The sequence below is a fragment of the Thioclava dalianensis genome (assembly GCF_000715505.1).
Taxonomy (GTDB): domain Bacteria; phylum Pseudomonadota; class Alphaproteobacteria; order Rhodobacterales; family Rhodobacteraceae; genus Thioclava; species Thioclava dalianensis.
In genome coordinates this window covers 61,526-79,608 of sequence record NZ_JHEH01000012.1, presented here as the reverse complement: position 1 = coordinate 79,608, position 18,083 = coordinate 61,526, and the positions used below count along the sequence as shown (strand labels likewise).

24 protein-coding genes are annotated in these 18,083 nt (G+C 58.3%); 10 read left to right on the top strand and 14 right to left on the bottom strand.

Annotation, left to right across the window (positions count from 1 at the left end):
* Positions 1-284: 284 nt before the first annotated feature.
* The 9 genes from DL1_RS11295 to DL1_RS11250 all read right to left on the bottom strand — a co-directional run bounded on the left by DL1_RS11295 (position 285) and on the right by DL1_RS11250 (position 6,774).
* Positions 285-1,691 carry a hypothetical protein gene (locus tag DL1_RS11295; RefSeq protein WP_038066128.1) on the bottom strand — a complete coding sequence of 469 codons (1,407 nt, stop codon included), beginning with the start codon at positions 1,689-1,691 and terminating at the stop codon, positions 285-287.
* Positions 1,692-1,998: 307 nt separating this feature from the next.
* Positions 1,999-2,403, bottom strand: coding sequence for a hypothetical protein (locus DL1_RS11290; protein ID WP_156022731.1), 405 nt, complete (start codon positions 2,401-2,403; stop codon positions 1,999-2,001).
* Between the two features lie 111 nt (positions 2,404-2,514).
* Positions 2,515-3,162, bottom strand: a complete 648-nt coding sequence (gene nusG / locus DL1_RS11285; protein WP_162178747.1) for a transcription termination/antitermination protein NusG — start codon at positions 3,160-3,162, stop codon at positions 2,515-2,517.
* A gap of 26 nt (positions 3,163-3,188) precedes the next feature.
* Complete coding sequence (locus tag DL1_RS11280; RefSeq protein WP_038066124.1) at positions 3,189-3,803, bottom strand: hypothetical protein; 615 nt, start codon at positions 3,801-3,803, stop codon at positions 3,189-3,191.
* A 260-nt stretch (positions 3,804-4,063) separates the two neighbouring features.
* A complete protein-coding gene (locus tag DL1_RS11275; RefSeq protein WP_038066122.1) occupies positions 4,064-4,714 on the bottom strand; it encodes a hypothetical protein in 651 nt (216 codons plus the stop codon).
* Positions 4,707-5,099 (bottom strand): hypothetical protein, encoded by a 393-nt coding sequence (locus DL1_RS11270; protein WP_038066120.1) that lies wholly within the window; start codon positions 5,097-5,099, stop codon positions 4,707-4,709. The genes DL1_RS11275 and DL1_RS11270 overlap by 8 nt, the downstream gene beginning before the upstream one ends.
* Positions 5,096-5,644, bottom strand: coding sequence for a DUF1937 family protein (locus DL1_RS11265; protein ID WP_051693497.1), 549 nt, complete (start codon positions 5,642-5,644; stop codon positions 5,096-5,098). Before DL1_RS11265 ends, DL1_RS11270 begins: the two co-directional genes overlap by 4 nt.
* Positions 5,644-6,087, bottom strand: a complete 444-nt coding sequence (locus tag DL1_RS11260) for a hypothetical protein (RefSeq protein ID WP_051693496.1) — start codon at positions 6,085-6,087, stop codon at positions 5,644-5,646. Before DL1_RS11260 ends, DL1_RS11265 begins: the two co-directional genes overlap by 1 nt.
* A gap of 456 nt (positions 6,088-6,543) precedes the next feature.
* The gene (locus DL1_RS11250) at positions 6,544-6,774 is read right to left on the bottom strand and encodes a helix-turn-helix domain-containing protein (RefSeq protein WP_038066116.1); all 231 of its coding nucleotides are present in this window, start codon (positions 6,772-6,774) and stop codon (positions 6,544-6,546) included.
* Between the two features lie 85 nt (positions 6,775-6,859).
* Between DL1_RS11250 and DL1_RS11245 the strand changes: the two genes are divergently transcribed.
* The 9 genes from DL1_RS11245 (at position 6,860) to DL1_RS11200 (ending at position 12,420) form a co-directional block, all read left to right on the top strand.
* The gene (locus DL1_RS11245) at positions 6,860-7,231 is read left to right on the top strand and encodes a helix-turn-helix domain-containing protein (RefSeq protein ID WP_038066114.1); all 372 of its coding nucleotides are present in this window, start codon (positions 6,860-6,862) and stop codon (positions 7,229-7,231) included.
* 304 nt (positions 7,232-7,535) lie between these two features.
* A complete protein-coding gene (locus DL1_RS11240; protein ID WP_038066111.1) occupies positions 7,536-7,913 on the top strand; it encodes a hypothetical protein in 378 nt (125 codons plus the stop codon).
* Positions 7,914-8,079: 166 nt separating this feature from the next.
* On the top strand, positions 8,080-8,352 hold the full coding sequence (locus DL1_RS11235; RefSeq protein ID WP_038066196.1) for a hypothetical protein: 273 nt from the start codon (positions 8,080-8,082) through the stop codon (positions 8,350-8,352).
* An 8-nt stretch (positions 8,353-8,360) separates the two neighbouring features.
* Positions 8,361-8,906, top strand: a complete 546-nt coding sequence (locus DL1_RS11230) for a LabA-like NYN domain-containing protein (RefSeq protein WP_038066109.1) — start codon at positions 8,361-8,363, stop codon at positions 8,904-8,906.
* Positions 8,907-9,046: 140 nt separating this feature from the next.
* Positions 9,047-9,322: a DUF2312 domain-containing protein gene (locus tag DL1_RS11225; RefSeq protein WP_038066194.1), complete on the top strand. Its 276-nt coding sequence runs from the start codon at positions 9,047-9,049 to the stop codon at positions 9,320-9,322.
* Between the two features lie 243 nt (positions 9,323-9,565).
* A complete protein-coding gene (locus DL1_RS11215) occupies positions 9,566-9,808 on the top strand; it encodes a hypothetical protein (RefSeq protein ID WP_038066105.1) in 243 nt (80 codons plus the stop codon).
* A 593-nt stretch (positions 9,809-10,401) separates the two neighbouring features.
* Positions 10,402-11,046, top strand: a complete 645-nt coding sequence (locus DL1_RS11210) for a hypothetical protein (protein WP_038066103.1) — start codon at positions 10,402-10,404, stop codon at positions 11,044-11,046.
* A complete protein-coding gene (locus DL1_RS21210) occupies positions 11,036-12,217 on the top strand; it encodes a helix-turn-helix domain-containing protein (RefSeq protein ID WP_081856326.1) in 1,182 nt (393 codons plus the stop codon). Before DL1_RS11210 ends, DL1_RS21210 begins: the two co-directional genes overlap by 11 nt.
* Before the next feature lie 5 nt (positions 12,218-12,222).
* Positions 12,223-12,420 carry a hypothetical protein gene (locus DL1_RS11200; RefSeq protein WP_038066102.1) on the top strand — a complete coding sequence of 66 codons (198 nt, stop codon included), beginning with the start codon at positions 12,223-12,225 and terminating at the stop codon, positions 12,418-12,420.
* Here the strand turns inward: DL1_RS11200 and DL1_RS11195 are convergent.
* The 4 genes from DL1_RS11195 to DL1_RS11180 form a co-directional block, all read right to left on the bottom strand.
* Complete coding sequence (locus tag DL1_RS11195; protein WP_245739584.1) at positions 12,417-13,250, bottom strand: tyrosine-type recombinase/integrase; 834 nt, start codon at positions 13,248-13,250, stop codon at positions 12,417-12,419. The genes DL1_RS11200 and DL1_RS11195 overlap by 4 nt on opposite strands.
* 267 nt (positions 13,251-13,517) lie before the next feature.
* Positions 13,518-14,117, bottom strand: coding sequence for an HNH endonuclease (locus tag DL1_RS11190; protein WP_038066099.1), 600 nt, complete (start codon positions 14,115-14,117; stop codon positions 13,518-13,520).
* A 173-nt stretch (positions 14,118-14,290) separates the two neighbouring features.
* Complete coding sequence (locus DL1_RS11185; RefSeq protein ID WP_038066098.1) at positions 14,291-14,953, bottom strand: alpha/beta hydrolase; 663 nt, start codon at positions 14,951-14,953, stop codon at positions 14,291-14,293.
* Positions 14,950-15,582 carry a DNA-3-methyladenine glycosylase family protein gene (locus DL1_RS11180; RefSeq protein WP_038066097.1) on the bottom strand — a complete coding sequence of 211 codons (633 nt, stop codon included), beginning with the start codon at positions 15,580-15,582 and terminating at the stop codon, positions 14,950-14,952. The genes DL1_RS11185 and DL1_RS11180 overlap by 4 nt, the downstream gene beginning before the upstream one ends.
* A 65-nt stretch (positions 15,583-15,647) precedes the next feature.
* On the opposite strand from DL1_RS11180, the gene DL1_RS11175 reads away from it, so the two are divergent.
* Positions 15,648-16,871, top strand: a complete 1,224-nt coding sequence (locus DL1_RS11175) for an MFS transporter (RefSeq protein ID WP_038066094.1) — start codon at positions 15,648-15,650, stop codon at positions 16,869-16,871.
* 203 nt (positions 16,872-17,074) lie between these two features.
* Here DL1_RS11175 and DL1_RS11170 read toward each other — a convergent pair whose 3' ends face one another.
* On the bottom strand, positions 17,075-17,968 hold the full coding sequence (locus tag DL1_RS11170; protein ID WP_038066192.1) for a branched-chain amino acid ABC transporter permease: 894 nt from the start codon (positions 17,966-17,968) through the stop codon (positions 17,075-17,077).
* Positions 17,969-18,083: the final 115 nt, after the last annotated feature.

Below are 18,083 nucleotides of genomic sequence, written 5' to 3'. Positions count from 1 at the left end.
GGCCACAGAACCTTCGTCAATTTCGACTGTTAAGGGAAGATAATGTGATGCGTCAACCCCCCTTTACGATATCCGGTGCTCCTTAACGATCCGATGCGGGAACAGAGAATGGCTTATGGCGGGCACTTAAACAGGCAGCCGTGGGCATCACAGCTTGTCAGCCTGAACCGATAAATTCAAACGCGCGGGAAGACGCCGTTCAAACTGGGCGGGTTGAGTTTTTGCCGGATAGGGCGTAACGGCCATGTTTTGCCGAAAGGTAAATGTCCAGTATTCTATCCATGTTAATCGTAGGCAAGCTGGTATTCTTCGAGAATGGGATGTGCCCAGATCCGCTTCTTAGCCTCCTCAGAAAGAGGAAGGTCGCGTGCCGTTAGCAAAAAACACAGAGCCTCCATAGCCAGCGTCGCCTTGTTGAACTGTCGCAACTCCGCCGCATTGCGACTAGAAAAATGCCCGTGAGCAATACGCCCTCGGAAGCAGCGGGCATTCTGGAGATGATTTACCATACCATCGAGACAATCATTTCTTTCGAAGCGCTCTTCTACTGAGTGTATAAGCCGCTCAAAGCGGTCGCGCATGCTCTCTTCGCCGATCCGCGTGAGAGATCCTTTGATCCTATCTTCGATATGTGCGCCAAGGCATTTCTCACGAGCGCCTTTCAGAGCAGCTTCGGTAAGATACTCGACAACATCGTTATCTATCACTCTTTTAGCTTTGGTTGGAGGCACCTCCTCGAACCAACGCCAAGCTGCGAGAAGGCGTTCCCCAGAAATCTCACGGCGCAAGCGGAGGCTTTCAGTCATTCTCACGCTGGCCGCGCGCCACTCATCGATCCGCTCAAACCACGTGATGAGGCCGGCGACGAATGAGGTCAATTCACCATCGTTCATGGCCATGAAGGGCGCGCCATAGAACGCCAAGTCTTTCGCCTCGTGTCCTTCGGCAGGCCAGTTCCATATAATAGCGTGGTCGTCGATATATGTTCCCGCCTCAACGGCACGGATCTTCTCTTCGAAGGACATACGATCAATGCGCACTTCCTCAGGCGCCATGCGTCCGCCAAGAACAAACGACAAGAACGCAAGATAGCCGAAAAGGCTACCTTGAATCGCGTTCAAAGAGCAACCTGCACTGAACTCAATCGAGAATGTGGGTCGGTGCGTCCTTAGGCTGCATGTCTCGAGGCCATAGCTGACTTCGTAGCCAGCGGTCAGAACCATTCCACCTACTTCAGCACGATACAGTATGAGATCGTCATCCGATGGTCTTGAGCTACTTCCCAGCGATCGCAGTTTTCCTTGATGAGCGAGGATTTGCTCCGTATGCGCGACGTCGAACGTCACGCGCTGCACGACGTCCTCGGATCGCCAAGCATCCACGCCGACCACTGCGAGATTCGACCGAATACCCCTTCGGCTTACGCTTCGGTACTCGTTATACTCATGCCCAAATTCACGCCCGCCGAACTTGGTCGCAACTGAAGTTGATGACTGACGTCCCGCGATGTTTGCGAGTAGCGAGACCACCTTGCCTTCCTCAGTCACGACATATGAGGGTGAATCTTCCCGGATATGCGTGAATTCGCCATAACCAACAAAGTACAACGCAACGCCATCCCGGTCAAATTCGAGAATGCCTGTGCGTTCCCCGTCAAGTTCCCGGCAATGCAAACGATATGGGTTACTCATGTGATCGTCATCATCCTATTTGACCTACCCCTAACGTTCGTATGTTGAAGCGATGCGTAATCGAAAAATCTCTGCTCGAAGCGCTCTAGGTCCACTCTCTTCAAGCCATTTTGACGTAGGTTGGGGGGTTAGCTCTTAGCATAGAAACGTTGTCAATTAAGGAACATTCCCCTCGAATTTGTAATCGGTTGAGGTCTCAGCATCCTGCAAAAAGGGCTCTCTGCCGACCTCCGCTGCAGACCGCAACAACGTCCGGAGTGCAAGACAAAACTGCCGTTCGTGATATGTCTCGTGGCGCCTACCCAGCTTACTTGGGCTCACATTCCAAACGGACCGAGACGTTCTTCCCTTGTGCCTTGAGCTCATCAACTGTTGCCGTGAGTTTCATCTCCCTATCCCATGCCTCAAGTCGCATTTCGCATTCCGTACGGGACACGCCATTTTCGAAGCCTGCCAAGAACATAGTTTCGAATGTGCCCTTAGTGGTAAGAATGTGGACGGTGGGCACGTAAAGTGAGTCCTTGGCCCACGCGGCAGAGACCAGAGCAGGAATGCCCGCAATAGCGAGAACGAAAATTCTCAATGTCATGTTCTGAAAGCCTCCATTAATGCGTTTAGTGTTCTGCGGCCAGCAAGGTGCCACGCAAATTATCCTACTACAAAAAGCATTTTTCCATCCCACCACAATATTGCTGCTCAACTGCGCGGGCATCGACAGCCTCGACTACGAATGGACGTAGTCTGGACTTTTTAACAGTCCGCAAAGGGCTCACCGATGACTCTCGCCACACCCTAACCTAACATCGACATTGCCGCGTCGCATTTAGACATCGCCCCTTCCCCTCGCCTTCCCGGCTGGCATAACGGAAAACTTAGAAAACTCCGCAGGCACATCTCGCCCAAAAAGCTTGAGCATGACGCGCACCGAAGGCCCGTGGGCATCAACGACATAGGCCGCAACCCCTTCCCAAGGCGGCATAGAGATCCGCACCTCGTCGCCGGTTTCAAACTGATGCCCCTGCTTAGCGATCTGATGACAGCGCGCCGACAACATGCCGCCGCCCCACTGCCGCATGAGCTTGGCGACAGTCTCGCGCTTCATCACCACGGGACGCCCGCCAGTGCCGAGCACGCCCATAACCACATCCAGCGCCATCAGATCTTCCCAGCGATTTTGATCCGCTGGCCAGCCGACAAACATCCAGTCCACGAGAAGAGGCTGCGCAACCCGGACTTTTTCCGGCGTGAACCGATTGCGTTTGCGCCAAACATGCCTCACCGGCAGGAACACCTCGAACCCGGCCCGCCGCAAGATGTGCTCAGGCACGAAGGCGCGCTCTCCCGTCCCCTGAACACGGCGCTTGCGCGCCCTGCCCTTGCGATCCCGATAGGCCTCAAACTCGCCACCCACCGTGACGGTCTTGATCCCGCCCACCTGCTTGCGCTTCACGCGCACCAGAAGCCAGATCATCTCTTGCGCCTCGATCTTGCTATGCATCATGCCCCGCCCTCGGCGTCTGGTTTCACGTCGGCTTGGCCCAACACCATGGCTTCCGCTTCGGCATAGGCGGCGTGATAGCGCTCCAGCCAATCGCGATCAGAGGGCGCAAGCGTCTCGCCACGCTCGATCTGCAAGCGCAGGCCGTCGCGGCGGCGTGCATTCGCCCGCGCCCGATCTCGAATTGCGCTCAGCATGTAGCGCCCCGGAGGCGGGCCAAGTCGCTTGGCATCGGAGAACAGCTCGACCAGATAGCCGCCATCCCGCGCCGCGCGCCCCATCGCCGAGCGCATGACCGAGGCCACATAATCGCTATTGGGCGGCGGCGGCGTTTGCAGATTGAACGCCCAGGACACGATCAAGGCCGGTTTCGGCCAGACACCGTTCACGGCCTGCTTCAAGACCAGCTCACACAACCCGCGCAGCTTCTCATCGCTCATGTAGGAAAGCCTGCGCGCAATCCGCGCCAGCTCGCGCTCAAACTTCTCCGCCGTCTCCCCGCGCGGGCGCTTCAAGCCCTCACATGGCTCCAGCAGCTCGCGGCGCACCCGGGCCTCGCTGCGCTTCACCTCAGCATCATTGCCGCCGCTGGTTTCCTCTTTGGCACTGTCCATCTACTTTTGCCTTCTTCATTGCATCTGCCCCGGTCTCAAATGACGGCTCGGTTGGTATTGGGGCGGTTTGGGCAATTTCATTTTTTTATAGTTTCTTCTTCTTTCCTTTTAGCCCGGAAGAAATCGGAACGAACGCGGCGCAGAACGTGCCAAATCCATCCTAAAACATCCGATTTCGTTCCGGTTTCCTTCCGAATTCCTTCCGGTTTCTTTCCGACTTCCTTCCAAGTTCCTTCCGGCGGAAGAAACGCGGAAGAAACTCAACGGCTGAATTCGGCCTTCCAGTCGACCCCGTCTTGCGCCAACGAGAAGGCCTCGAGGGCCTTGCGGATCATTGGCGGCCGGCGCTGGCCCATGGTGTCGAAATGATCGACCAAGAACTGATCGAACTGCAGCACGACCACAGCGTCTTCGGTCATCCCCTTGGGCGCACCGCTGCGCAACATCTTGTCAGGCAAAGCGTCCAGCCGCTTGCGTTCGCGCTCAGCCTCTCTCTTGGTCAGGCGATCTTCTCGCACCCCAAGAGCATCCTGCGCGACCTTCAGCACCACGGGGTGATACAGGCGGACATGGCCATTGTCGCAGCGGCATTGCTGCCAGTTGTAGAGCGGCCCAATCGGGCGCTCCATCAACCGACGCCATTCTTCAAGCGTCTCGCCAACAAGTCGCGCGAGAAGGCGTTCATCGACGGGCAACGTGCCAACCGGATCTTCTTTCTGCGCAATGTTGAACAGATCGAACCCGACCGCGCGGACCTCTTTATCCGCCAGCAGTCGGAATTCCGAATGAAGCCACCAGTCAAAGCGCCATGTCAGGAAGAAATGGCTATCGAGCCGTTCACCCGACGGGATCGGATATTCAAACAGGGTATCGCTATCCACGAGCCTGATGGTCTTCGCCGCTTCACTCATGCCGCCTCCTTTCGGACGCGCGCGCCAGCCGGTCGCCATACCACTCCGATTGGAGCCGGGTGACATAGTTGCGTCCCGCGCGAGACAAAGCCCGCAGCGCGGCATCCTGTTTTTCGTATTTCCCCATGCGCCAAGCCAACAAAGCCGGTGCCGCCTTTTGGCCGACACGGCGCATCTCAAGTTCATCCATCTTGCGACAGGGTTCGCTGCAATAGCGCTGCCAGCTGCGCGATGGCGCAAAGCTCCGCGAACACATCGGGTTCAAGCACACGCCCGGCGCAACCAGCGGACGCACCGCCAATTCGCGATGCGCCACGACGTGAAACGGATCGAGATCAAAATGCGCCGCCGGTGCATTTGCGAGCTTGGGTGCCGATGGGGTCATGGTCCACCCCCGCCCCTTGCGGCGCTCTCAGCGCAAATTTTCTGCCCGCCAAATTCCGAGCCTTCCGCGACCAAATAGACAGGCACGTTGCACTGAAGCGCCCAGCAAGCGTCACGCCAGACACCGCGCGATTGATCCCAGCCGGCGATGGCGGGAATGACCACGGCCCCACATGCATTGAGCAGCGGCTGACACCAGCGTGCCCAAAATGCCTCATCGAGCGGGCTCAGATCGCCCTCAAAGTCGGAATGGCAGATCGCGCAGGCCAAAATGATGGGGGATACGACAGTCGCACCCGCGAGCGCAAACCTCCGCGCCCAGCGGGCCGCGCGGATCTCAGCCGCAATCGACAGCCCCCGGTCCCAGTGCAAATCTGCGCCCAACACCTCGCGCGTGTAAGGCGTGGCAAGATAGGCCAGGCGCCCGCAGATCCGATCGGCAATGTCCTGAAAGGACCGTTCGACATGTAGCAAAACATCGCCCGGATAGGTCGAGATCAACCACGGCCAATCAGGCTCAGGCGGAAGGCGACAATCAATGCGCATCACCACCCTGCCCCCGAAAGCCCCTCGAGGCGCACCCGCGCCTGCCCCAATGCGAACAGCGCATCATCGATTTCCTTGATCGCTTGCGCCTTCTCATCCGCGCCGCTCGATTGCTCCGCCGCAAGAATGGCCGCAATCGCCTCGCCGCTTTCCTTGGCGATGCTGGAGCCGTCCATCAACAAGCTGCCCGCATCGACGGCCGGCCTATCTTCCAAGCGCCGCGCCAACATGCGCGTGACGGGATAGCGCCCGGCTGCATCTTCGAGCGCAACCACATCCGCGACCGTCCAATCCAGCGTGCCGCTGACCTTCTTGCTGACCGTCCCCTTGCTGGACCCGCCGCCCCAGCGCGCGTTGAAGGTTTCGGCCACCGCATCATAGCAGCCGAACCAGTCCACAAGGGATTTCATGTTCGCGCGGGTGATTTTGCGGAAGTCAGGCATAAAAGGCTTCCTTCTGTTCCGTCACAGGTCTCGGCACCCAGGTTGGCCCGACTGTTAGAGCGCGGTGTTTTTTGGAAGAAGGCTCGGACACTACACGTCCCCACTTGTCGAATTCAGAGATCTGACCGGAGGACATTGCGATTGGCCCGGTATCTCCGAAGACCTTTGAGCCTGGGCAGTCGCATCAAGATGGGCGTCCCCTGGGTAGTCGAGCATCGTTGACCACAAGGCGTGATAGCAGCTCGGCTGCAGCAACACCTCCAACACCGCCCCGTCTTCGCAATCGAACAGGATCTTACCCCGCGTGGTGCCGCGCCACGTCGCTCGCAACGTTTGGCGCGGTGGATGCCCCCGTTTGCCTTCGGCCATCTCAACCATTGGAAACCCCGTTTCCTGTGCGCGCGAGAAAAAGCGCCGCAAGGTGCTGCAATGAAACGAAAAACGCAAAGCCGGGCATCAGCTGGCCTCTTTCAACGGCGTACAAGCTTCATCGACATCCACAGGGGCGGGATTTTCTTCGATGTACTTAAGAATTTTGTCCGCGGTTCGGAGCGTTGGCGAACCCTCGCCTGCTTCCCATTTGGCCCATGCCGCTCCACCGAGCTTTGCAGCACGCTGCACAACCGTCGAAGGTTGAACCCCAAGCGCGTCTGCATAGGCGCGCACTGTCTGAATGAACTGATCCATAGCTCGTGGATAGTTTTTTTGTCCTATGCCGTCAAAGGATTTTTGAACGATAGGCTAAAAATCCTACAGCGATAGAATTGCACCCATGTCTGAACCCACGTTTGCTCAGCGCCTTCAGCGCGTAATCGATAACGATCCCAACCTGACCGTAGCCGGGCTCGCCGTGAAAGCAGGGCTGGACAACAGCGCATTGCGGTCACTCCTGTCAGGCCGAGTAAAGAACCCACGCCTCGACACAGCGATCAAGGTTTGCGCCGCGCTCGGCACGACACTCGAGGACTTTATGTCTGGCGCGTTTGAGACCGGCCGGACTCAGGCTGACACAGAAGCGCAACGTATTCGCGACCTGCTATCTCGGCTATCACCGCAGGAGCGCCGTCTTCTGATAACCTACGGAGAAGGTCTGCGCGACGCGCGCAATCGCGACAACAATGAACCTCAAGAAGACGACAAATAAACTCATTTTTCCCCAACACACCCTCCTTAAATTCGCGAACATTAAGGGAACAAATGATTTGTAATGCAATCGCATTATGTTGCACCGAAGCCGAACACAACGACGCCATCTTGAGAACCAAGCCCAAACACCTGCCAGAAAACTGAGAATCGTCAGCCTCCATCTGCACCATCAAAGCGCCGACCAAACAGCGCCCTAACCCACGCACCAAACACGAATCATGGTGTAGTTTTTTTGTCCTATTTTTGTTGACATAGTTTTTTTGTCCTAATAGCGTGCCTCCATAAAACCGATGGAGGGCGCGATGCGTGCAACCGAAGAACAGCCGCTTATCAGCGATGGCCTGCTGGCCGAATTTGCCAATCCTGACTTCAACGCACAGCGCGGTGAGTTCGACGCCTCAACCCGCGCCCTACTGGCGATCGCTCTGCCCGAGATTTGCAATGAGCTGCTAAGCTGGCGCCAGACGGCAGCTCAGCAGCCGCTGGCTTTGGCGCTGGCCTTGCGCTCTGAGGCGATCGCTACCCGCGTGGCAGATGCCCGCTGCACGATCCGCGCCGCGAACCCGATCCCATCAGACATCCTGACAGATGCCTGTGAAACCCTGCTGCGCCACTCAACCGACGCCGCCGAGCGCGCCGCCGCATCCGACGTGCTGGCTCAGTTGCAGCAGGCTGCATGATGAAAGCGCATACCCTTCCCCCCCTGCCGTATGAAACCGGCTCCACTGCGTCGAGGTGTTCGCGCAAGCGGACCCTCGACGGCTCTTTCCCCCACGGCTGGTGGATCGGCCCCGGGGTCATCGGTGGTGCTGCAGTTTGGACGGCACTCATATGGTGGGCACTGCAATGAGCGGAGCCCCATCAGCCCCCGCCACGCGCCCCGCAGCACAACGGGCCGGGATCTTGTGCAACGACCCACAGTTTCAGCGCTTCGCAGCCATCCGCTGCGGCTTTCCGGGCCACAGCTTCCAAGCCAGCGCAGCGGCAGAATACCTGCGCACCTGCTGTAAGGTCACCAGCCGCCGCGAGCTCGACTGGAACCGCGACGCCCAGGACCGCTTCGAGCGCCTATGCACCGAGTTCGATGCCTGGGCAGGCCGCATTTTCAATCAACGTTAGGAGAATTCATGTTTTATCACGACGAGTCTCTGGCACTCTTTGTTGACGGCCAGAACCTTTACTACACAGCCCGGTCGCTTCAATTCGACGTGGATTTCAAGCGCCTGCTCGATGTCTTTCAAAGCAAGGGTCGCCTCCTCCGCGCCAGCTACTTCACCACGCTTGCCGAGTCCGACGAACACGTCGCGATCCGCCCCCTGATCGACTGGATGCAATACAACGGCTGGAACGTGGTGACCAAGCCCGCCCGCGTCTTCGAGGGCGACGATGGGCGCAAGCGGATCAAGGGCAACACGGATATTGAACTGGCCGTAGAGGCGATGAAACTGGCCCCGTCCATCGCGCATGCGGTGATCTTCAGCGGCAATCGCGATTTCGTTCCTCTTGTGGCCTTCCTGCAAGAGCGCGGAACGCGGGTCACCGTGATCTCGAGCATCCGCACTCAGCCCCCGATGATTTCCGACGAGCTGCGTCGGCAGGCCGATGCGTTCATCGAGATCGACACGCTCCGCAACGAGATCGCCCGCAAGCCGCGCGACAGCGCGGCGGCATGATGGGCGCGGCAGATATCGCGCCGACGCTCTCGATCAGCACCAAGGGCGCAGATGGCAAGACCGTCACCTCCGGCCCGATCAGCCTCGACCAGATGAAGCGCGCCGCCGAGACGATCCGCAAATTGGAAGGGAAACCACCGATGAAACACGACCCCGATTTCCAGAAAGCAGCTGATGGCGCCTATAGCGTTGCCGCCGAAGAGTTGCGCCAGTTCATCGAGCAATTCGAAAGCCTTGAGGCCGAGAAAAAGGACATCGCCGATCAGCAAAAGGACATCATGTCCGAGGCTAAGGCGCGCGGCTACAACACCAAGGTGCTCAAGAAGCTTATCGCCCTGCGCAAGCGCGACAAGGACGATGTGGCCGAAGAGGAAGCGATCCTCGACCTCTATAAATCCGCCTTGGGGATGGACTAATGGACCGCGCCTTGATCCTAGCCATGGCCGACTACGCCCGACGCGCCAAGGAAGCCGCGCTGCACACGCCCGGTGGGGTTCTACTGAGCTCTGATCGTGCAGGCCCCCTGCGCGCTGCGGCCCGCAGCCATGGCGTCGACGTCGAAACGCTCGAGCGGGAGCTAGGGTTCGCCGCGAAAGCAAACGAGCCCCAAAGCACCGCTACTCAACAACACACAGCGGCACTGTCAGAGGAGATGAGCCATGGGTGAACAACCCCGCATGATGGTCATGATCGGAACCGACGAGCTGGACGGCCTGCGCGCTGAGATCACAGCGCTGCGCGAGGCAATTCGTGGCGCCACGATCAAGCCCCGCGACGAATGGGAGCGGATCGAGGACCATGCCGAGCGCGCTGGCGTTCAGCGGCAAACGGTCCGTCTCTGGATCCGCCAGGGCAAGATCGACTCCAAGCGGATCGGAAACGTCACTTACGTCCGGGGCTAGCGAGGAATCCCCCCCCTACCACCCGTTAACCTTTCAAGAACAATCCTGTGTTATGCGTGGTACGAGACACAGGAGGCCAAGATGGTTAAGTCAAACTACAAAGTAAGCCTAGTAACGAAAGGCAAAGAAGCGCTTTGGGCATCGTACCATGGATCAGGCACACCCACCAAAGATGCGACCAACGCGGCAAAGAACGGCTCTTTGGGACAAACAATGTTTGTAGTGGCAGAAAGCCTCGAGGAAGCGAAGGCCATGGCTCGTAGGGAAATGCCCGGATACTCCGTAGTAGATGCAGGTACGGCGAGAATAGGCGGCCCATAAAGAAGCAAAAGGCTGCGAAACTTAGCCGACACGATTGATCTTCGCTTGTCGATCGACGCGATCGCAGACGGCAAGATGAAAACAAGTCAGGGCAACGGCCCCACTAGCTCCCCGTAGCCACGCCAAGCAAGTCTTAGACACTGACGCCTGAACGACAACGCGCAACACCTCAAAAGAGCAACCAAAGGTCGCTCTCAGGAATATTTCGGTTGACAAATTGTAATTTTTTTCCGATATGGTTGCGAGGCTGCCAGTGCAAGCAAGGACCATAAATGCCAATCGAAGAAGATTTTGTTCAAGATCAGATACTCAGGCGTGAATGGTCTGTGTTCCCAACCGTACTCCGTACTGCGTACGCAGCAGTCGCAGAGTTGGTGAAGGACACGCCAATGCTTCAGGTTGAATCTGCCGAAGACAACCGCGGGCGTTTGATTGCATGGGCTGTTGACAAACAGCTGGTTACAGCTATCGAAAATGGTTCAATCACTTGTGATTACAGGTGGAAGCCTTTTGCGAAGCCAACAGGTCGCTATTTAGAAATGCGATTTGCTCACTCTATTGCGACTGTCAGCCAGACAGCAGATCCTACGATACAACCAAGAAATGTTGTGTTCAGGGAGAATGCACGTTTGAACAATCAGGGTTCCTTTGACCTTCCAGAGTTCAAAGCGCCAGAAATTAGCGGACTTCCTCACATTCTGCTCATTCATGGACATAAATCTCTGAACTTCGCACACTTTGGCATCCCTGCGTCGGACTCGAAAACCAAATTCAATTGGCGCTCAACCAACCTTTTGGATATCCCCCACCTAGTCGAGGACGACAGGCCCGCTCCTGAACATACAGATGATATTTTGGATGAGATGAACCTTCTAAAAGAACAAATCGAAAAGTGGCGGCGGGATAATGGCGACTAATAATAAGATATTAGAATTTCCATTGGCCGCCCACAGGAATGAAGGGCGGCTTTTGATTCCAGAGAGGCTTTCCGAAGGCCGTATTGCTGCACGAATGACCCAAACGGAGCTTGCGTCGAGAGTTGGCGTCAGCCGCCAATCAATCTCCTACTACGAGATCGGCGAAAAAAGCCCTGAACCGCCAATTTTACGGAAAATCTCTGAAGAACTATCCCTGCCTATTGGTTTTTTTACCAAGGAAGATCGACCTATGTTCGGTCGACTTACTGCGAACTTCTTCAGAAAGAACGGCCCTGATACGAAACGTAGAAACCAAGCCTGCGATGTATTCGCATCTTGGCTTTCTAGCTTCGCGTTTGCCTTTGATAAAGTGGCTAACTTTCCAGCTGTTGACCTACCCTCTTTCGAACCAAGAGGCGAATTCTATACTGAGGAAGAATTAGAGAATGCAGCTGAAGAAACTAGACGAGCGTTTGGCTTGGGTCTTGGGCCGATCTCGAACACCATTAGACTATTAGAATCAAAGGGAATAATAATCGCGAGATATAAAATCCCGAATGAGAAGATCGAGGCCTTTTCGTTTTGGTCTGGCCCACGACCATTCATTTTTCTCGCGTCAGAGAAGGAATCTGGTGCAAGAGCGAGATACGATGCTTGTCACGAGCTTGGACACATTGTTTTACATCGAGGGATTGGGCGAGAGGACATTGAAAACAAAGAAACGCTAAAGAAAGTTGAGGATGAGGCAAACCGCTTTGCCGGAGCTTTTTTGCTACCTCGAAGGTCGTTTCCCAATGAAGTGTATTCGTCGCGCGTAGAAAGCTTCGTAGACTTAAAGGCTCGCTGGAAAACTTCGATTCAAGCAATGATATATCGCTGCAAGGACTTAGGCATCTTCGATGACCGGCAAGTAACGAACGCGTACAAGCAAATCCAATACAAGAAGTGGAGGACAAATGAGCCCTTAGACAAGGGTCACGGTGCATTGCCCTTTGAAGAGCCTATTCTACTTAATAAGGTTGCAAAAATTGTCATCGAGAGTGGAGTATTAAGCAAGGATGAGTTAGTTTCCGAACTGGAGCTCTCACTGGAAGACATGGAAAAGTTTTGTGGTGTTAGCTTTTCGGAGGTCAAAGAGCAGAAAACAAGCCCTGAAATTAGCTTGAAGTAAGCACAATGAAGGTACTGAGTGCCGAGATCACAGTGCTGCGCGAGTCTATTCGTGGCGCCACGATCAAGCACCGCGACGAATGGGAGCGGATCGAGGACCATGCCGAGCGCGCTAGCGTTCAGCGGCAAACGGTCCGCCCCTGGACCCGCTTGGGCAAGATCGGCCCCAAGCGGATCGGAAACGTCACTTACGTCCGGGGCTAGTCCAGCCGCTTGGCCAGCTCATCCGCAGTCTCGTTGTAATAGGTCATCAGCTCGCGGATATTTTTGTGTCCGACCATCCGGGCCAAGGCGAGAACGTCGAGTTTACGGGAGATCCGCGTAATCGCCTCATGGCGCGAGTCATGGAAGTTCAGCCCAGTCACCCCCGCCTTCTCCCTCAACTGGTACCAGTTATTCGACAGCTTTTGCCCGGTGCCCAAATTGAACACCGGGTCCGCCTCTGGCAACGCACGAAGCAGCCGCATCGCCTCCTTGGAGAGCGGCACATCACGCGGCTCGCCATTTTTCGTCAGCGGCACATGCACCACGCGCCGCTCAAGATCGACATGTACCCATTCCATCATCGCAATCTCATTGGCGCGCATGCCGGTCTCGATCGCGAAGAGGAACGCATGCCAGGCGCGCCCCATCGCCATGTTCAGATCAGCCCCCACGACCGCTAGCCGCTCCATTTCCTCGGGCGTCGGCCGACGCTTGCGCGGCCTTGAGGCTGGAGGCCTGCGTACTTGGCGCATCGGGTTGGTCGGGATGATCTGCCAGTCCTTTTCGCAAGCCGACAGGATCGAGGACAACGTGTTCATGTAGCGTTGCGCTGAGGCCGGTGAAACGCTCTGCAACCGTCGGTCGCGCCACGCAGCCAAATCCCCAGACGTAATCTGAGCGACATTCTTGCGCGACAAGTCGTCAGCCAGGATCATCCGGATCGTTGACAGCTCCGAGCCGCGCGAGTTCCAGCGGCTGGTCTTACGCGGCATGATCTCGAGCTCATAGCGGCGCGTCGCCTCTGCCAGAGTCATCTTCTCGCCGGTCACTCCACCGCCTTCTAAAATAAGAACTTCTTGACGTGTCGCCCAATCCTGAGCTTCGCGCTTGCTGCGGAATGATTTTGACCGACGCTGCCCAGCCCGATATACCTCCGCGCGCCACTTGTCGCCGTTCTTTCGAATGCTCGCCATGCGTAATTCCTGCGAAATTTGTGCGTAATGAACTTCGCAAAACATACCGCAGAAGGCATTTGACGCGCTAGGGCAAACCACGCAAACCCCATAAAAATAACGGAATTTCCGGGGTTTGAGCTATCAGGCTTCCAGCTCAGTGTCCCAGTAAAGGAAATCCATCCAGCTTTCGTGCAGATGGCCCGGCGGGAAGCGGCGCCCGATGGCGTGCATCTCTTGCGGTGTCGGGCGGCGTGCGGGCTTTTGCAGCTGCATCCCGGAGCGCGACAGCGGCTTGTTGGCCTTGCGCAGGTTGCAGGGCGAACAGGCGGCCACCACGTTTTCCCAGCTCGTCACCCCACCGCGCGAGCGCGGGATCACGTGATCAAAGGTCAGATCCCCCCGGGCGCCGCAATACTGGCACTGAAATTCGTCGCGCAGAAAAAGATTGAAGCGCGTGAATGCCACGCGCTTCTGGGGTCGGACATAATCTTTGAGCACAACGACGGAGGGGATCTTGATGGCCTGCCGCTGGCTGCGTACCACCTCGTCATATTCCGCGAGGATCTGGACCCGGTCGAGACACACCGCCTTGATCGCCTCCTGCCACGGCCAAAGCGATAGCGGATAATAGGAGAGAGGTCTGAAATCAGCGTTGAGCACAAGCGCGGGATGTCTGCGCAGCGCTGCGGGGTCGCGCGTGAATTGCGTTCGAAAATCAGTCCTGTCGCACTCGTCCAGCATGGGATCAATCGTCCTCGCCCTGTTGCCGCTTTCGGCCCAGGGGCGGGGTCCGCCCCTGCCTTAAGCATGACTATATCTGGCGTTCGCGATCTGGCAAGCCTCTTGATATCGCGATGGCCGCGTCTCGAAACCCTTAGCGTTGCAAGATGACATGGCGATGACGCACAGCCCGCTTAACGCGGCAAACGCTCGCGCAGAAACGACAGCGCGACCTGCAACCCATCGGGCGCAATCCCATGCCCCGTTCCCTCCATCACATGGCCATAGGTCTCAAACCCGGCGGCTACGAGCGCATTGCCGGCTTTGGACATATCCTCGAACGGCACAACCGGGTCCTGATCGCCATGCACAAGCAAAACCGGAGGCTTGCTGCGCACCTCTTTCGCAAGCGCTTCGGGGCGCAGCAAACGGCCCGAGAACGCGACCAGCCCCGCGACTGGGGCAGATCGCCGCGGCAGCACTTCCAGCGCCGTCATCGTGCCTTGCGAAAAGCCGATCACGGCAAGATCCGACGGCGCGAGCCCATGTTCCTCAAGCAAATCATCCAAGAAGGCATCGACATCGCGCGCCGCCATCGAAAGCCCCTGAGCCGCGGCCTCTTCAGTGGAATTGTCGAGCCATGGGATCGGAAACCATTGCCGCCCCATCGGGCTCGATTTGCACGGCTCCGGCGCGTCAGGGGCCACGAAAAGCGTATCGGGCAGATGCGGCCCCAGCGGATCGGCGAGCCCCAAGAGATCGGCCCCATCCGCCCCATAGCCGTGCAGAAACACGACGATCGAGGTCACTTTGCCCGAATGCGGCCCCTTGCGTCCGGCCTCCAGTTTGCGTGTCATGGCGCCACTCCTTCTCGTTTCTTGCAATATGCGTAATAGGCCCAAAGCCCGCGCGCCGCGACCGCGCGCCAAGGCGACCACTGGGCGGACAAAGCGTTGAAATCCTTGCGCTTGGGACGCTCAGGCAACTCAAAGAGCAACCGCGCGCTCTCGGCCAGAGCCAGATCATCGACGGCAAAGACATCCGGCCGCCCAAGCGCAAAGATCAGATACATCTCGACCGTCCAGCGCCCGATCCCGGGGATCGGCAAAAGTGTGTCAAACACGGCCTCGTCGGGTAAGTCGCGCAACCCCATGAAATCGACACCCGACGCGGCTAAGGCTTGCAGATAGCGCACCTTCTGGCGCGACAGCCCGCAGGCACGCAGCTCCTCTTCACCCCCCGCCGCGATCGCCTCGGCTGCGGCAAATCCGCCCGCGATCACCTTGTCGCGGATCGCATTGGCCGCCGCCACCGAGACCTGCTGGCCGATGATCGCATCGCGGAGCGCTGCAAACCCATCCTCGCGCCGCCGCAACGGCCATGGGCCTGTCAGCGCGCAAACCTGCACAAAACGCGGCTCGGCACGGCACAGAGCCGCCGTGCCCTCGGCGATATCGTCCTCGCAGGTGATGATGCGTCCCGTCATGCCCGCACCCTGCCCCAATGCGCGCCCACTTGCCAGCCCTCGCGCGGCCCCCTAACAAGCGGAGTATGAACAGCTCATCTCTCCCCCACGCCACGCGCGAAAAACGCAATACAATCGTGCTGGTGCTCGCACAGGCTCTGCTGGGCGCGCAGATGCCGATGATCTTCACGGTGGGCGGCTTGGCCGGTCAGATGATCGCGCCCAATCCGTGTATTGCGACGCTGCCGCTCTCGATGATCATCCTCGGCTCCGTGCTCAGCGCCAATCCGCTCTCGAATTTCATGGCCGAACACGGGCGCCGCGCGGGCTTCATGCTCGCCAATGCCGCAGGGGCTGCGGGCGCGGCGGTTGCAGCCTATGCGCTTTATATCGGCTCGTTCTGGTTGTTCATGCTGGGCTCGCTGATGACGGGAACCTATATGTCGGCGCAGGGATTTTACCGCTTCGCGGCCACCGACACCGCCACCCCCGAGTTTCAACCCAAGGCGATCTCCTATGTGATGGCCGGAGGGCTGGTCGCGGCGATCCTAGGGCCGCAACTGGTCAAGCTGACCTCTCAGGCGATGGTCGTGCCGTTTATGGCCACGTATCTTGTGATCATTGCGATCAATGCATTGGGCCCCGCGCTATTTGCCTTTCTCGACATTCCCGCGCCGGGACGGCGCAAGGCCGACACCCCGCATGAAGGCCGCACCCGGCGCGAATTGCTGCGCGACCCGGTGATCTTGGTGGCGATGATCTGTGCGATGGTCTCCTACTCCCTGATGAACCTCGTGATGACCTCGACTCCGCTCGCCGTTGTGGGCTGCGGCTATGCGCAGGGCGATGCGGCCAATATCGTCTCGGCCCATGTGCTGGCGATGTATCTGCCCAGCTTCTTCACCGGTCATCTGATCGCCAAGTTCGGCCACCGGGCCATCGTGGGCACGGGTCTTTTGATCCTTGCAGCAGCAGGCGCTGTGGCGCTGAGCGGGATTGAGCTGGAGCGGTTTTTCCTCGCGCTCATGCTGCTGGGCGTCGGCTGGAACTTCGGGTTCATCGGCGCGACCTCGATGCTGGCCTCGGCCCATAGCCCCGCCGAACGCGGCACGGCGCAAGGATTGAATGACTTCGTGGTCTTCAGCGGCGTCTTTCTGGCCTCGCTCAGCTCGGGCGGCCTGATGAATTGCGTCTCCTCAGGCGATCCGCAAACGGGTTGGCATGCGGTCAATATCGCGATGCTGCCCTTCCTGACGCTCGCAGGTGCGGCCCTGATCTGGCTGGTGCTGCGCCCGAAAGAGACGCGCTAACTCGGCCTAGGATCGCGCTCCGGAGACAAAAAAGGGGGGCTCTGCCCCCCATCTCCAAATCCTCTCGGATTTGGCCATTCCCCCCGAGGTATTTCCGCCAAGCTGAAAGAGATCTCTTCCTCTTGATCCAAATATCCCGGAGGGGCGCTGACAAGCCCGCAGGGCTTGGCGGCGGGGGGCAGAGCCCCCCACCACCCTAAGGCTCAAAGCGAGTTGATCCGCAAGAGACGCGCCAACTCGCCCACCACGCCGCGCCGGAACAGCAGCACACAGGCAATGAAGGTGCCGCCGATCACGACCTGCACCCAAGAGCCGATGCCCGAGAGCGCATGTTGCAGGGCCACCACGATGAACGCGCCTACGACAGGGCCGAAGATCGTGCCCATACCGCCCAGCAGCGTCATCAAGATCACCTCGCCCGACATCTGCCAATGCGCATCCGTCAGCGAGGCGAACTGGAACACGAGCGCCTTGGTCGAGCCCGCAAGCCCTGCAAGCGCCGCCGACAGCACGAAGGCCAGCAGCTTGAAGCGATCCACATTATAGCCAAGCGACAGCGCACGCGGCTCGTTTTCACGGATCGCCTGCAAGACCTGCCCGAAGGGCGAATGGATGATCCGGTAGATCACGAGGAAGCCCACGAGGAAGACGGCGGCCACGAAGTAATACATCGCGAGCGGATCGTTCAGATTGAAAATCCCCAAGAGATGCCCGCGCGGGATCCCTTGCAGCCCGTCCTCGCCGCCGGTGAAGGGCATTTGCAGCGCGAAGAAATAGACGATCTGGGCCAGTGCCAGCGTGATCATCGCGAAGTAGATGCCCTGCCTGCGGATCGCAAGCGAGCCGACCAGCCAGCCAAGCGCTGCGGCGAAAAGCGTGCCGGTCAGGATCCCCAGGATCGGCGGGAAGCCCCAGACCTTGAGCACATGGCCCGCGATATAGGCGGCCCCACCGAAGAAGGCGGCATGCCCGAAGGAGAGCAGCCCGGTGAAGCCGATCAGCAGGTTGAAGGCGGCCGCAAAAAGCGCAAAGCACAAAAGCTGCATCACGAAGACCGGGTAGAGGAAGAACGGCGCGGCTGCGAGGAAGCCCAGCATCGCCACCCAGAAGATCCCCTGCCAGATCCGGGCCCGACGGCGGAGCACCGGATCGCCCAGGCCCTCTTCGAACTCGGCGATCCCGGATTGGGAGTTTGCGGTTGTCTCTGTCACG